Below are 14,971 nucleotides of genomic sequence, written 5' to 3'. Positions count from 1 at the left end.
CAACTAAAAATTGATTTGAAATCAGATAACGCGAGCCAAGAAAAATCTACACCCGTACTCTTGGTGGGGGTAGATTTTGGGACTGTGGATTTTGATGCCCAGCTAGAAGAGTTGGGCCTGTTGGCGCAGACCGCAGGAATGCGGCCTGTGGCATCGGTAGTTTGCAAACGCAAGGCGCCAGATGCAGCCTTGTTTGTGGGTAGCGGCAAAGCAGATGAGATACGTTTGCTGGCACAGATGCATGGAGCGGTTGAAGTCCTGTTTGATCAGGCACTCAGCCCCGCACAGCAAAGAAATCTGGAGCGCCACCTCGAATTGCCGGTCAATGACCGTACCTTTCTGATTTTGGAGATTTTTGCCCAACGGGCCAGAAGTCACGAAGGTAAATTGCAGGTTGAATTGGCTCGGCTCAACTACCTCAGTACCCGTTTGGTGCGCCGTTGGTCACATCTGGAGCGGCAACGGGGAGGGATTGGTGCCCGTGGTGGGCCTGGTGAGGCCCAGATTGAATTGGATCGCCGCATGATTGGCGAAGCGATCAAACGGCTCAAAGAGCGGCTGTCCAAGGTCAAACGCCAACGCTCGACCCAACGGCGTCAACGCGAGCGGCGTGACACCTTCAATGTCTCGCTGGTGGGTTACACCAATGCCGGTAAATCTACCTTGTTCAACGCACTGGTGAAAGCCAGGGCTTTTGCCGCAGACCAGCTTTTTGCCACGCTCGATACCACCACACGCCAGTTCTATATTGGCGAACTTCAACGTTCGGTCTCTTTGTCCGATACGGTGGGATTCATCCGAGACTTGCCACATGGCCTGATCGATGCCTTTCAAGCCACGTTGCAAGAAGCAGTGGATGCGGATTTGCTGTTGCATGTGATTGATGCTGCCAATCCAAAATTTCCTGAACAGATCCAACAGGTGCAACAGGTGCTGGAAGAAATCGGTGCAATCGATGTTCCACAATTGCTGGTGTTCAACAAGATCGATGCGTTGCCCGAGGGCCAACAACCTGCACTGTTGCAGGATGTTTATGAGCTTGATGGCCGCTTGATTCCCCGTGTGTTTGTGAGCGCCCGCACAGGTGTTGGGTTGGCAGGTCTGCGCAGCCAATTGGCAGCAACGATTGTGGCTTTGACAGAGATGCCCACACAGGCCGATGTCCCTTTCTTGCAGTCCCAAGATCCGGGTTAGGCGTTGTTGTTTTAAGCTAACTGAAATCAGAATCAGAGAATTTTTGCATGAACCAACCATCTTCTCTTCGTGGCTGGGCACCTGTGTTGCAGCGCCTGCGTGGGATGTTCAATCTCAACGATCCGCGCTGGGGGCGTGGTGACAACAACTCTGGTGATGACAAACAGCCTCCCCCCACCCCGCGCCCCCCTTCTGAGCGCCCCCCTGCGCCACGAGGACGTGATTCAAGCAACCAAACGGGGCAACAACCCCCAGACTTGGACGAGTTGTGGCGCGATCTCAACCGCAAACTGGCGGGGCTCTTTGGTGAGAAGCCGGGTGGTGGTGCCGGTAATGGCAATGGTGGCAATGTGCCGCCAGACATGAAGGGCGCTGGTCTGGGTGTTGGTGTGATTGCCACCATTGCTGTGCTGATCTGGTTGGGCACAGGGTTCTTCATTGTTCAGGAAGGCCAACAGGCGGTGATTACCCAGTTTGGCAAGTACCACAGCACGGTGGGGGCTGGTTTCAACTGGCGTTTGCCTTATCCGGTTCAACGCCACGAGTTGGTGTTTGTGACGCAGATTCGTTCTACCGATGTTGGGCGCGACAGCATCATCAAGTCTACAGGTCTGCGTGAGTCGGCCATGTTGACCGAAGATGAAAATATCGTTGAGATCAAGTTTGCCGTGCAATACCGACTCAACGATGCCAGAGCTTGGTTGTTTGAAAGCAAAAACCCAGCCGATGCTGTGACCCAGGCGGCAGAAACTGCTGTGCGCGAGGTGGTGAGCAAGATGCGTATGGATACGGCACTGGCAGAAGAGCGCGACCAAATTGCCCCCCGTGTACGCACCTTGATGCAAACCATCCTAGACCGTTACAAGGTTGGTGTAGAGGTGGTGGGTATTAATTTGCAGCAAGGCGGCGTACGGCCACCCGAGCAGGTGCAGTCGGCGTTTGATGACGTGCTCAAAGCAGGGCAAGAGCGCGAACGGGCCAAGAATGAAGCACAGGCTTACGCCAATGACGTAGTGCCGCGTGCTGTGGGTTCTGCCTCGCGGCTCAAGGAAGAGGCCGAAGCCTACAAGGCCCGGATTGTGGCGCAAGCACAGGGGGATGCACAACGCTTTAGCTCTGTGTTGGCCGAATACCAGAAGGCGCCCCAAGTGACCCGTGATCGCCTGTATATCGAGTCTATGCAGCAAATCTACAGCAATGTCACCAAGGTGATGGTCGATTCGCGCCAAGGTGGCAATCTGCTGTATTTGCCGCTAGAGAAAATTCTGCAAGGTGGCACTGCGTCTGCCTCAGATGTGGTGGGTGTACCCGCTTCCACTGCCACGCCCCCGGTGTCCACACCCTCGGGAAATATGTCGGTGGATGCTCGCACACGCGACAGCGGCCGTACACGTGACCGTGAAGCACGCTAGGAGAACGATGTGAATCGTGTTGGATTTTTTGCTTCCTCGGTTTTTGCTCTGCTGGCATTGGCCAGTTCTATGTTGTTTGTGGTGGATCAGCGCCAATTTGGCGTTGTCTACGCACTGGGACAAATCAAAGAAGTCATTACCGAGCCTGGTCTGAATTTCAAGCTGCCGCCACCGTTCCAAAACGTGTCGTACATTGACAAGCGTTTGTTGACACTGGACAGCACAGATACCGAACCCATGCTGACCGCAGAAAAGCAACGGGTAGTGATCGACTGGTATGTGCGTTGGCGTATCAGTGAGCCGTCTGAATACATCCGCAATGTGGGGTTGGATGAGAATGCTGGTGCGACCCAACTCAATCGGGTGGTGCGCAATGCCTTCCAAGAAGAAATCAACAAGCGTACCGTCAAGGAGTTGCTGTCTTCCAAGCGCGAGCAGTTGATGGCCGATGTTAAGCGTGAGGTGCTGGAGTCGGTGCGTGGTAGCAAGCCCTGGGGCGTGGACGTGGTGGATGTGCGTATCACCCGTGTCGATTATGTGGAGTCCATCACCGAGTCGGTGTATCGCCGTATGGAAGCTGAACGCAAGCGTGTGGCCAACGAGTTGCGCTCCACGGGGGCGGCTGAGGGCGAAAAGATCCGTGCCGACGCCGACCGCCAGCGTGAAATCACCATTGCCAACGCTTACCGTGATGCGCAGAAGGTGAAGGGCGAGGGCGATGCCGAGGCGGCCCGCATCTATGCCGAAGCCTTTGGCCGCGATCCGCAGTTTGCCCAGTTTTACCGCAGCCTAGATGCCTACAAAGCCAGCTTCAGTAAGAAGAGCGATGTGCTGCTGCTAGATCCCAATTCTTCGGAGTTTTTCAAGGTGTTTCGTGGGGGCGCGGCAGGCGCAGCATCCCGCCACTGAGGCCTGAGCTACTCACAGCAGCCCCCTGCCGATCAGCAAGATTGGCCGGGGGTTTTTTCTTGCAGTGGGGGGCGCATGGACAAGGTCAGCCCTGCCAGATACACATCCATCGTTTGTTGGCCGGTCTGCTCTAAATCAAAGGCCTGCGGGTTCAGCAGCCAGTGCTGTACCAGCCCTTCGACCAGCGCCTGCAAGCCTGTGGCTGCTGTGTGCAAAGGAATAGCCAATGCTTGCCCCCTCGCTTGTACGGCTGAGGTCAAGGCCAATTGGTTGTGTTCTACACACTGACGGTAGATGCGCAAACAGCGTTCTTGCACGGCCACAAGCTCGTTGGTTAATTCCATTTTGTGGATGGCAATTTCCAGTACCCGTCGGGTAGAAGCATCGGTGGCAATGATGTGCAATGCACCCAATAAAGCAGTACGCAGTTGGGTGAGGGCATCGCCATCGGTGACCAGACTGGCCTGTGCGTGAATCTCTTCCAATGGCAGCGTGACCCGCTCCATCATGGCATTGAACAGGTCAGCCTTGTCCTTGAAATGCCAATAGATAGCCCCGCGCGTTGTACCGGCAGCGGTCGCAATATCGTTCAGTGAGGTGCGTGAGACACCTCGCGCTTGGAACAACTGCTCTGCAGCATCTAGTAACCCGTTGCGCGTGGCCTGCGCCTCGGCCTTGGTGCGTCGCGCCATAAATCATCTCCACTGTCAGGGGCAAAGCTTGTACTATACATACATTCTCGAATGTATGTATACTGCATCTCTTCTTTCACCATCCTGTCTTCAAGATGGAGCAGTGTGCGCGGTGTCTTTCCAAAGATGCCGTTTTTCTGTGCGCACTGCCTTTTTCCGCCAAAGGATTCCTGCCATGCCTGCTTTGTTGCGTCTTTCCCAGACTGCTTTGTCACCTGCTGTTTTGTCAAAGCGGCCATTCTTTGATGCAGGTGCGGTGGTAGCCAGTGCAGTGGCGGTGCTATTGTTGGCTGGCTGTGGCAAGACAGAAGCACCAGCGGCAGCGGCTGGCCCTGGGGGCAAGATGCCAGCCCCAGAAGTTGGGGTGGTGACGGCGGCATTGGGTGATGTGGGGTTGGTCACGGAGTTGCCAGGGCGTTTGGAGGCGTCACGGGTGGCTCAGGTGCGGGCGCGTGCTGCAGGCATTGTGCAAAAACGGCTATTTGTAGAAGGCAGTGAGGTGAAGCAGGGGCAGCCGCTGTTTGTCATTGATCCGGCACCTTATCAGGCGGCCTTGCAGACCGCACAGGCCCAGTTGGCTCGGGCGCAGGCCAATCTGACCCAAGCATCGGCATTGGCCCAACGTTATCAGCCTTTGGTGGATGCCCATGCCGTGAGTCGGCAGGAATATGCCAATGCAGTGGCGGCTGAACAGCAGGCACAGGCCGATGTGGCTGCAGGAAAAGCAGCCGTGCAGACGGCGCAAATCAATCTGAGCCACGCCAGTGTGACAGCACCGATTGCGGGCCGCATTGGCCGGGCATTGGTGACCGAAGGCGCGTTGGTTGGGCAGGGAGAGAGCACGCCTCTGGCCGTGATTCAGCAAATTCATCCGGTATATGTGAACTTTACCCAGTCGGCTGCAGAGGTGATGAAGTTGCGTCGGGCTTTGGAGGCGGGACAACTCAAGCGGGCGGCGGGGAAAGAAGCGGCCAGCATCCGAGTGGTGTTGGACGATGGCAGTGAATACCCTTTGTCGGGCAAGTTGTTGTTTTCGGATCTGACAGTAGATGCCACTACAGGACAAATCACTTTGCGTGCCGAAGTGCCTAACCCCAAAGTCGAATTGCTGCCGGGGCTGTATGTGCGTGTGCGCTTGGAGCAGGCCCAGGTGGCTGATGCCATTACTTTGCCGCAACAGGCCGTGACCCGCACCCAGCAAGGAGACAAAGTGACGGTGGTGACCGCTGAGGGCAAGCTGGTGCCACGCACCGTGAAGGTAGGGGCTGCACGCAATAACCAGTGGATTGTGTTGGAGGGGCTTCAGGCGGGTGAACAGGTGATGGTGGACGGCTTCCAGAAGTTGCAGATGCTGCCACCGGGCACGCCTGTAAAGGCTGTGCGGTGGCAGGCGCCGGGCAGCGTGCCCCAGCCCGCTGCACCTGCTGGCGCAGCAGCGGCGGAAGCGGCCAGCACGGCCAAGCAGTAAGGAGCCTCATTCATGGCTAAATTTTTTATTGATCGCCCCATCTTTGCTTGGGTGATTGCTTTGTTCATTATGGTGTTGGGGGCTGTCTCCATCACCAAACTGCCGGTTGCCCAGTACCCCGCAGTGGCCCCGCCGACCATTGTGATCAATGCGGCCTATCCCGGTGCGTCGGCACAGACGCTGGAAGACAGCGTGCTGGCGGTGATTGAGCGCGAGATGAATGGCGCCCCCGGTTTGGCGTATATCGAGACCGTCAGCCAGGCCAATGGCTCTGGCACCATCACCCTGAGTTTTGAACCCGGCACCAATGCGGATCTGGCCCAAGTGGAAGTGCAGAACCGCTTGTCACGGGCTACGCCCCGGTTGCCTGCAGTGGTCAACCAACAAGGCGTACGCGTGGACAAGGCGCGCTCGAACTTCCTGTTGTTTGCGATGCTTTCATCCAACGACCCGAAGATTGATGTCTCAGCCCTGAGCGATTACGCTTCGCGCAATGTGGTGCCCGAGTTGCAGCGCCTGCCCGGCATTGGCCAAGTGCAATTGTTTGGTGCCGAGCGTGCCATGCGTGTCTGGGTTGATCCTACCAAGTTGCAGGGATACCACCTGTCGGCAGCGGAGGTGGCTGCGGCCATTCAGGCACAGAATGCGCAAGTGTCTGCGGGCAGCTTGGGCGAGTTGCCCCATGTGGTGGGACAGACGATTTCTGCCACGGTGGTGGTGCCCGGTCAACTCAGCAACGTAGAAGAGTTTGGTCGGATTGTGCTGCGGGCCAATGCCGACGGCTCGACGGTGCGCCTCCAAGACGTGGCGCGCATTGAGCTGGGGTCGCAGTCCTATGCGACCAGCGCACGGCTCAATGGTAAGCCTGCTTCGGGCATGGGGGTGCAGCTGTCGCCATCGGGCAATGCCTTGGCTGCCGCCGAGGCTGTCAAGGTGCGTTTGGCAGAGCTGGAAAAATATTTTCCGCCCGGTGTGGTGTGGACGATTCCTTATGACAGCTCGGGTTTTGTCAAAATTTCTATTCAACAAGTAGCCAAAACGTTGTTGGAAGCGATTGCGCTGGTGTTCTTGGTGATGTTTCTGTTTTTGCAGAACTTCCGCTACACCATCATTCCGACCATTGTGGTGCCGGTGGCCTTGTTGGGCACCTTTGGTGCCTTGCTGGCGCTGGGCTTCTCGATCAATGTGCTGACCATGTTTGGCATGGTGCTGGTGATCGGTATTGTGGTGGACGATGCCATTGTGGTGGTGGAAAACGTCGAGCGCATCATGAGCGAGGAGGGGCTGTCGCCGCTAGAAGCCACGCGCAAAGCGATGGGGCAAATCTCTGGGGCCATCATCGGTATCACTGTGGTGCTGATTTCGGTGTTTGTGCCACTGGCTTTCTTTGCTGGTTCGGTAGGCAACATCTATCGCCAGTTCTCGGCTGTGATGGCGGTATCGATTGCTTTCTCGGCTTTTATGGCGCTGTCTTTGACTCCTGCCCTGTGTGCCACGCTGCTCAAGCCGGTGCAGGCAGGCCATGCACATGCCAAGACCGGATTTTTTGGCGCTTTTAACCGGGGTTTTGCCCGCAGTGCCAAGGGTTACGAAGGTTGGGTGGCGAAGTTGCTGCACCGTGCGGGCCGGATGATGGTGGTTTATTTGGCATTGGTCGCAGCGGTGGGGGTGTTGTATTTGCGTTTGCCAACCTCCTTCTTGCCCAATGAAGACCAAGGCAATTTGTTGGTCAATATCCAATTGCCACCGGGTGCCACGCAGGAGCGTACCCGCGCTGTGGTGGAGAAGGTAGAGGATTTCATGCTGGCGCAGCCTGAAGTTCAGAGCATGGTGGCGGTGATGGGCTTTAGCTTTTCGGGTCAGGGCCAAAATGCAGGCTTGTCGTTTGTGACGCTCAAAGACTGGGCAGAGCGCCCCGGAGAGGCGCACACCGCCGAAGCGGTTGCCGGTCGTGCCATGGGGGCGTTGATGGGGATACGCGATGCCTTTATCTTCCCGCTGAATCCACCACCTATTCCAGAATTGGGCAGCAGTTCGGGCTTTACCTTCCGCTTGCAGGATCGCGGTGGCAATGGGCACGATGCCTTGGTGGCAGCACGCAACCAGATTTTGGGCATGGCCCGTCAGAGCAAAGTGCTGTCGGGGGTGCGCCCTGATGGGTTGGAAGACGCACCACAGTTGCAAGTAGACATTGACCGCGACAAGGCCAACGCCCAAGGGGTGGGCTTTGCGGCCATCAACAGCAGTATCTCTACCGCCTTGGGGTCGGCCTATGTGAATGATTTTCCCAATGCTGGGCGCTTACAACGTGTGGTGGTACAGGCTGAAGCCAAGGAGCGAATGCAGCCAGAAGACATTCTGAAGCTGACAGCCGTGAACAATGTTGGCAAGGCAGTGCCACTGTCGGCATTTGCCACTACCCGCTGGGCATCGGGGGCCATGCAGACGGTGCGCTACAACGGCTATCCGGCCATGCGTATTTCGGGGGGCGCTGCGCCGGGCTATAGCACCGGGGATGCAATGGTTGAGATGGAACGCTTGGCTAGCCAGTTGCCACCGGGTTTTGGCTTTGAATGGACAGGCCAGTCGCGCGAAGAGAAGCTGGCAGGCTCGCAAGCCATCGTGCTGTATGGTTTTGCCATTTTGGCGGTGTTCTTGGCCTTGGCAGCTTTGTATGAGAGCTGGTCGATTCCGTTGGCTGTGATTTTGGTGGTGCCGCTGGGGGTGCTGGGGGTGCTGTTGGGCATCAGCACACGGGGCATGACCAACGATGTTTATTTCCAAGTCGGCCTGATCACTATTATTGGTTTGTCGGCCAAAAACGCCATTTTGATTATCGAATTTGCCAAAGACCTGCAAGCCCAGGGGCACAGCGTGGTAGAGGCCGCGCTGGAGGCCGCCCATCTGCGTTTCCGTCCGATCATCATGACCTCGCTGGCCTTCATTTTGGGGGTGGTGCCCTTGGCCATTGCATCGGGGGCCAGCTCGGCCAGCCAGCGTGCCATTGGTACGGGGGTGATTTCGGGGATGGTCGTTGGCACTTTGCTGGCGGTGTTTTTTGTGCCCATCTTTTTCGTGGCAGTGCGCAGTTTGTTCAAGGGCAGCGAGCGCCAGCGCAAGATGTATGTTGAACATGCCCGGGCAGCCGGGATTGAGGCCCACCACCATGAAGGCACCCCCCATGCGTAATACCCGGCTGACTTTGACTTGGATGGCCGCGGCCTTGTTGGCCGGTTGTTCTATGACACCGGCGTATGTTCGCCCGGAGGCACCAGTGGCCCCGCAATGGCCCATGACAACCGACGCTGTGCAGGCGGGTCATGCCCACACGGCGGCAAATGTGCTCTGGCAAGACTTTATTGACGATGCGCGGTTGCGTGAACTGGTGGCAATGGCATTGCAGAACAACCGGGACTTGCGGGCGGCATTGGCCAATTTGGAGCAAGCACGGGCGCAGTACCAGATTCGCAAGGCCGACCAGTTGCCAACCATCCAGGCAGGAGTGACGGGCAATCGCCAACCCAAGACCGATGGCAGTGGCGACATCAGCAGTGCCTATAGTGCTGGGTTGTCTCTGGCCTCGTGGGAGATTGATTTCTTTGGGCGTATTGCGAGTCTCAAGGATGCCGCATTGGCCCAATTTCTCGCCACACAGGAGGCCCGCAATGCGGTGCAGACCAGCCTTGTGGCTTCGGTGAGCAGCACTTGGCTGAGTTTGCAAACCAACAATGAATTGCTGGCCCTGACACAGCGCACATTGGTAACGCGTGAGGATTCGCTGCGGCTGGTGCGTTTGCGTTTTGAACAGGGTGTAGCTTCTGCACTGGATCTGCGACAGGCCGAGTCTTTGCTGGCTTCGGCACGGGCTACCTTGGCTCAGCAACAGCGCCTGCGGGCCTTGGATGTGAATGCACTCACGCAACTGGTAGGCCAAACGCTGCCCGATACTTTGCTGGAGTTGCGTTCGAGCACAGAGGCCCGGTCGGCATTGCGTGAGGTGCCCGTGGGACTGCCTTCAGACTTGTTGGAACACCGTCCAGACATTCGGCAGGCAGAGCAACAACTGGTGGCGGCCCATGCCAACATTGGTGCTGCACGCGCCGCATTTTTTCCGCGCATCGCACTCACGGCCAGTGCGGGCACGGCCAGCAGTGCGCTGTCGGGGCTGTTCCAAAGTGGCTCTTGGGGCTGGACTCTGGCACCCCAAGCCATGCTGCCCATTTTTGACTCCGGGCGCAATCAGGCCAATCTGGAAGCAGCACAGGCCAGCCGAGATTTGGCGTTGGCACAGTATGAGAAGGCCATTCAGACAGCGTTTCGGGAAGTGGCCGATGCGCTAGCGGGTTATGCCACCCTAGGGCCACAGCTACAGGCACAGCAAGAACAGGTTCAGGCAGAAGCCGAACGGTTCCGATTGGCCGATCTGCGCTATCGCAATGGTGTGGCTAGTCATCTGGAAGTGTTAGATGCCCAGCGCACGCTGTTTGCCAGCCAGCAGGCACTGACACAAACCCAGTTGGCCCAACGGCAAAACCAGATTGCCCTCTACAAGGCGGTGGGGGGTGGGTGGAAAGCGCCGCCAGCGGCAGAATCTGCACTGGCCCAGTAACTGCTCAGGCCACCAGTGCTTGTCTGGATGGCTCGGGGCTGCGCGGCACGGCTATCAGGTGTGGATGGGGGCGGTGGGTGCTGCCGCCATGCACCACTACAGGCAGGGTGCTGCGCTTGGCCTCGTGTTTGGCCACCGCAGCCAGATTGGCCACATCTTCTGCTTGGGTGAGTTGGCCGGGGGCAATGCAGGTGGCCCCAATCGAGACCGTGGTGCAGGGAAAGAAACGCAGCACGCCATGCCGATCTTCTGCATGGATGCCTCCTGCAGCCTGAGCGGTGGGGTCGAAGAGTTTGCGCGCCTCCTGCGCGAACTCACTCACGATGGCATGGCAGCGGGCCAGCCAGTCCGTGCTTTGAAACACCAGCAAGAAATCATCGCCGCCCACATGGCCAACAAAGTCGCGTTCGGCATCGGCATGGCTGGTGCTGACCCGCGCCAGCAGCCGGATCATTTCATCGCCACGCCAGTAGCCATATTGGTCGTTGAAGGGCTTGAAGTGGTTCAGATCGGCATAGCAGGCCACAAAAGAGACGTTGTGGTCTAACAAACGCTGGATGTGTTGGCTGATGGGAATGTTGCCCGGCAAGAAGGTGAGTGGGTTGGCGTGGCGGGCCGCTTCCACCCGTGCTTCTGTGACTGCACGCACCAGTTGCTCCCCCGTACCCAGACCCACATAGCGGCCATTGTCGGTGACGATGAAGCCATCGCTCAGGTAGCGTTGGTCTTGGGAAGTCAAAATGCCCAACAGTTGCCCGACATCGCAGTCGCGCTCCACCACCCTGGGTTGCAGATTGGCAAAAGCCAGACAAGATTTGCGACCGTGCAGTTCACGAAAATACAGCGTTGCGTAGTCGGTCATGAACGTTTGGCGGTTGATGAGCGCAATAGGGCGTTCGTCTTCCACAATGGCCAGGGCATGCAGGTGGCTATGCTGCTGAAAGCAGGTTGCCACAGCATCGTTGTCCATGTCCGGCATCAGGGTGGGGGCCGCCACCACCGAGATATGGCGCAGTACCCCCGGAGGGGCCGGGGTTTGGGCGGTATGGGGCAAGACGGCCACGCTGTGGTCTTGCAAGACTTCTTGGGCCAAGGTGGGCAGGGTCTGTGCTGCTTGGCGGGCCGGACGCCCCAGCAGCCAGCCTTGACCGTAGGCAATATCCAAATCACGGATAGCGCGCAAATCGGCGGCCGTTTCTATGCCTTCGGCGATCAGGGTAGTTCCAAAAACTTGGGCGATGCCTTTGATGGCCTGCACCATTTGGAGGTTTTGTGGCTGGGCGCTGATGTCACGCACAAAGTATTTATCAATTTTGACGAAATCGGGTTTGACCTCAGACCAGACCCGTAGGCTAGAGCGCCCATCGCCAAAATCGTCTAGTGCCAGCCGCATCCCTGCCGCATGGACGCTCTGCACCGCTTGACGCAATCGGGCCATGTCGCCCACCCGTTCGTGTTCGGTAATTTCCAGCACCACCATGCGGGGTTTGACGCCCCAACTGCGTACCATGCCTGCCAGCCCTTGCGTGCCACACAGCGCCAGCGCCTGCACTAGAGCATCGGCACTGATGTTGACAAAGACGCGTCCGTCCGCACCGGTGGCCCCCCACTCTTGCAACGCGGTGTAGGCACAAAAAATTTCAAAGTCTTGCAGTACATGCTCACGTCGGGCAATGTCGAGCAGGGCATCGGGGGTGTGCCAGGTGGTGCCTTCGGGGCCACGAATCAGCGCCTCGTGGGCATGGATGGTGCCAGAGCGCAGATCCGCCAAGGGCTGAAAGACGCAATGCAGTTGTCCAGATCGCACCAGCTTGGCCAGCAGACCTTGGCCCAGACGTAAGGCCGGAGACAGCGGCGTGAGCACTCTTTCACAGGCTATGGAAGCGGTAGAAGGCATGTGCTGGTGTCCTGAACGTTAGAGAGGATGCACAGACCATAGCCCGGTTGGGTGACAGTGCTATTACAACAAAATGGCCCCGGGTAAAAGCTGGAAAAGCACTGAGAGACAATGGCTATATGAGCTTTTCTGCATTTTCTACCGCCCCTGTCTGTACTCCGCCACCCCGGTTGCAGTTGGCGGGCATTACCAAACGCTATCCAGGTGTGGTTGCCAACAAAGATGTGGCCCTGACCGTACAGCCGGGCGAGATTCATGCTGTATTGGGTGAGAACGGCGCAGGCAAATCCACGCTGATGAAAATTATTTACGGTGCGGTGCAGCCCGATGAAGGCAGTTTGCACTTTGACGGGCAGGCCGTGCAGGTGCGCAACCCGCAAGAGGCCCGTGCGCTGGGCATTGCTATGGTGTTTCAGCATTTCAGCCTGTTTGATACCTTGTCGGTGGCTGAGAATGTCTGGTTGGGGTTGGATCAACAGATCGCACTGCCCGAGGTAGTCGAGCGCATCCGAAGCACTTCGGCGCAATATGGGCTGGATGTAGATCCGTTGCGTCCGGTGCACACCTTGAGTGTGGGTGAGATGCAGCGGGTAGAGATCATTCGGGCCTTGCTAACCCAGCCCCGGCTGCTGATTTTGGATGAGCCGACTTCGGTACTCACACCGCAGGCAGTAGAAAAGCTGTTTGTGGTGTTGCGCCAGTTGGCGGCGCAAGGGTGCAGCATTCTTTACATCAGTCACAAACTGCATGAAATCCGTAGCCTCTGTAGTGCTTGTACTGTGCTGCGGGCCGGAGAAGTGGCAGGGGTATGTGATCCGCGCGGGCAATCCAATGCTGCCTTGTCGCGCCTGATGATTGGTAGCGACACGCCACCATTGACGCACCGCCCAGTGCAGGCTGGTGCGGTGGTGCTGGCACTGGTGGGGCTGAACCTGCCTCGTTCACAGTCCTTTGGTGTGGACTTGATGGATGTGGATTTGGAGGTGCGGGCCGCAGAGGTGGTAGGCATTGCCGGAGTGTCGGGCAATGGTCAACAGGAGCTGTTGCAGGCGCTATCTGGTGAGGACACCCGCGCCGCTGCGGCGATGGTGCAGGTACTGGGCCAAGAGGTAGCGCATCTGGGGCCGCAGGCGCGGCGGGCCTTAGGCTTGCATTTTGTGCCTGAAGAGCGTTTGGGGCGGGGCACCGTGCCCAGTATGGGGCTGGCGCACAACCTGCTGTTGACGCGCGCTGATGCTGTGGGTCTGGGCGGCTGGCTGCACATGGGCCGCCTGCGAGAACAGGCACGCACCATCATTGCACGCTTTGGTGTCAAGGCGGCAGGGCCAGACGCCCCAGCGCAATCGCTATCGGGTGGCAACTTGCAGAAGTTTATTGTGGGTCGAGAGATAGATGCCCAGCCTCGGCTATTGATTGTGGCCCAGCCCACCTGGGGGGTGGATGTGGGGGCCGCACAGCAGATTCGGGCCGCCATTTTGGCCCTGCGCGATGCTGGTTGTGCCGTGCTGGTGCTGAGTGAGGAGCTTGATGAGCTGCTCGAGTTGAGCGACCGCCTGTATGTGCTGGCTAAAGGCCATCTCTCGCCCAGCTTACAGCGTGAGCAGGCGACGGTGGAGCGTATTGGGGAATGGATGAGTGGCCTGTGGCATGGTGATGTGCAAGCCCATTTGGGACAACAGGAGGCATTGCAGGCCGGAAAGGATCACCATGTTCAAGCTTGAAGCCCGTCCACAACCTTCGCAGTGGTGGCGCTATGGGTCGCCAGTGCTGGCCTTGTGCATCACTGTGCTGATTGGCATGGTGCTGTTTGTGGCACTGGACAAAGACCCCGTGCGGGGGTTGCAGATGTTTTTCTGGGAGCCGCTCAAATCTTCGTATGCCTTGGGTGAACTGATGGTCAAGGCCACACCATTGTTGCTCATTGCCTTGGGCTTGGCGGTGTGTTTTCGCTCCAACGTGTGGAACATCGGGGCCGAAGGGCAGTTTGTGATGGGGGCCATTGCAGCAGGCGGCACTGCCCTGCTGGCCCGCCCCGACACTGGCAGCTGGATTGTGCCCACCTTGCTGCTGGCAGGGGTGCTGGGTGGCATGGCTTGGGCGGCGGTGGTGGCATGGCTGCGCGACCGTTTTTATGCCAATGAAATCCTCGTCAGTTTGATGCTGGTCTATGTCGCTACCTTGGTGTTGGGTTGGCTGGTGTTTGGCCCATGGAAAGATCCGATGGGTTACAACTTTCCGCAAACCCGCACCTTTGAGCGGGTAACGCAAATTCCACGCCTTATGGCTGGTTCGCGCGCCCATATAGGGTTATTGCTGGCGCTGGTCGGGGCGGCTGCGTTGTGGGTGTTCTTGTTTCGTACCCGTGCCGGGTTTGCCCAACAGGTCGGTGGTATGGCTCCGGCAGCGGCACGCTATGCCGGGTATTCATCGCGGCGGGCGTTGTGGACGGCGTTGCTGGTATCTGGTGGGGCCGCTGGGTTGGCCGGGGCATTGGAGGTGGCTGGGCCTATCGGCCAGCTCACGCCCTATGTGCCTGCGGGCTATGGCTTTGCCGCCATTATTGTGGCTTTTGTGGGCAGGCTGCATCCAGTGGGCATGGTGTTGTCGGCGGTGCTGATGAGCATGTTTTATATCGGTGGTGAACTGGCGCAATCGCGTCTGGGCCTCCCCAAATCGATCACTGGCGTGTTTCAGGGTTTGCTGCTGTTTACGCTGCTGGCCTGCGACACGCTGGTGGCTTACCGGGTGCGCTGGGTGCGTACACCGGCTGCCCTGAAAGGAGGGCTGTGA

Annotated in this window: 10 protein-coding genes; 8 read left to right on the top strand and 2 right to left on the bottom strand. The window is 58.1% G+C overall.

Translation table 11 applies throughout. The annotated features are described in order from the left end of the window. Window positions 1-15: 15 nt before the first annotated feature. The 3 genes from hflX to hflC are packed head-to-tail and all read left to right on the top strand — an operon-like array spanning window position 16 to window position 3,515. Window positions 16-1,194 carry a GTPase HflX gene (gene hflX, locus ACYVB2_RS10095; protein WP_382432241.1) on the top strand — a complete coding sequence of 393 codons (1,179 nt, stop codon included), beginning with the start codon at window positions 16-18 and terminating at the stop codon, window positions 1,192-1,194. 47 nt (window positions 1,195-1,241) lie between these two features. After that, the gene (gene hflK / locus ACYVB2_RS10090) at window positions 1,242-2,606 is read left to right on the top strand and encodes an FtsH protease activity modulator HflK (RefSeq protein WP_382432239.1); all 1,365 of its coding nucleotides are present in this window, start codon (window positions 1,242-1,244) and stop codon (window positions 2,604-2,606) included. A 9-nt stretch (window positions 2,607-2,615) separates the two neighbouring features. Then, window positions 2,616-3,515 carry a protease modulator HflC gene (gene hflC / locus ACYVB2_RS10085; RefSeq protein ID WP_382432237.1) on the top strand — a complete coding sequence of 300 codons (900 nt, stop codon included), beginning with the start codon at window positions 2,616-2,618 and terminating at the stop codon, window positions 3,513-3,515. Between the two features lie 32 nt (window positions 3,516-3,547). On the opposite strand, the gene ACYVB2_RS10080 is transcribed toward hflC, so the two are convergent. Then, on the bottom strand, window positions 3,548-4,207 hold the full coding sequence (locus tag ACYVB2_RS10080; RefSeq protein ID WP_382432235.1) for a TetR family transcriptional regulator: 660 nt from the start codon (window positions 4,205-4,207) through the stop codon (window positions 3,548-3,550). Between the two features lie 175 nt (window positions 4,208-4,382). On the opposite strand from ACYVB2_RS10080, the gene ACYVB2_RS10075 reads away from it, so the two are divergent. Genes ACYVB2_RS10075 through ACYVB2_RS10065 form a run of 3 tightly spaced genes read left to right on the top strand, consistent with a single transcriptional unit; the run spans window position 4,383 to window position 10,284 of the window. Further along, window positions 4,383-5,675 (top strand): efflux RND transporter periplasmic adaptor subunit, encoded by a 1,293-nt coding sequence (locus tag ACYVB2_RS10075; protein WP_382432233.1) that lies wholly within the window; start codon window positions 4,383-4,385, stop codon window positions 5,673-5,675. 12 nt (window positions 5,676-5,687) lie between these two features. Then, complete coding sequence (locus ACYVB2_RS10070; protein WP_382432231.1) at window positions 5,688-8,864, top strand: efflux RND transporter permease subunit; 3,177 nt, start codon at window positions 5,688-5,690, stop codon at window positions 8,862-8,864. Further along, window positions 8,857-10,284, top strand: coding sequence for an efflux transporter outer membrane subunit (locus ACYVB2_RS10065; protein ID WP_460536425.1), 1,428 nt, complete (start codon window positions 8,857-8,859; stop codon window positions 10,282-10,284). Before ACYVB2_RS10070 ends, ACYVB2_RS10065 begins: the two co-directional genes overlap by 8 nt. A gap of 4 nt (window positions 10,285-10,288) precedes the next feature. On the opposite strand, the gene ACYVB2_RS10060 is transcribed toward ACYVB2_RS10065, so the two are convergent. Continuing rightward, window positions 10,289-12,181: a GGDEF domain-containing protein gene (locus ACYVB2_RS10060; protein WP_382432227.1), complete on the bottom strand. Its 1,893-nt coding sequence runs from the start codon at window positions 12,179-12,181 to the stop codon at window positions 10,289-10,291. 119 nt (window positions 12,182-12,300) lie between these two features. On the opposite strand from ACYVB2_RS10060, the gene ACYVB2_RS10055 reads away from it, so the two are divergent. Together ACYVB2_RS10055 and ACYVB2_RS10050 are read left to right on the top strand one after the other, a co-directional pair. Next, on the top strand, window positions 12,301-13,902 hold the full coding sequence (locus ACYVB2_RS10055) for an ABC transporter ATP-binding protein (protein ID WP_382432225.1): 1,602 nt from the start codon (window positions 12,301-12,303) through the stop codon (window positions 13,900-13,902). Beyond that, window positions 13,889-14,971: an ABC transporter permease gene (locus ACYVB2_RS10050; protein WP_382432223.1), complete on the top strand. Its 1,083-nt coding sequence runs from the start codon at window positions 13,889-13,891 to the stop codon at window positions 14,969-14,971. The genes ACYVB2_RS10055 and ACYVB2_RS10050 overlap by 14 nt, the downstream gene beginning before the upstream one ends.

This window comes from Giesbergeria giesbergeri (genome assembly GCF_054779375.1).
The sequence above is the reverse complement of the archived record's forward strand: the minus strand, read 5'-3'. Positions and strand labels throughout refer to the sequence as shown.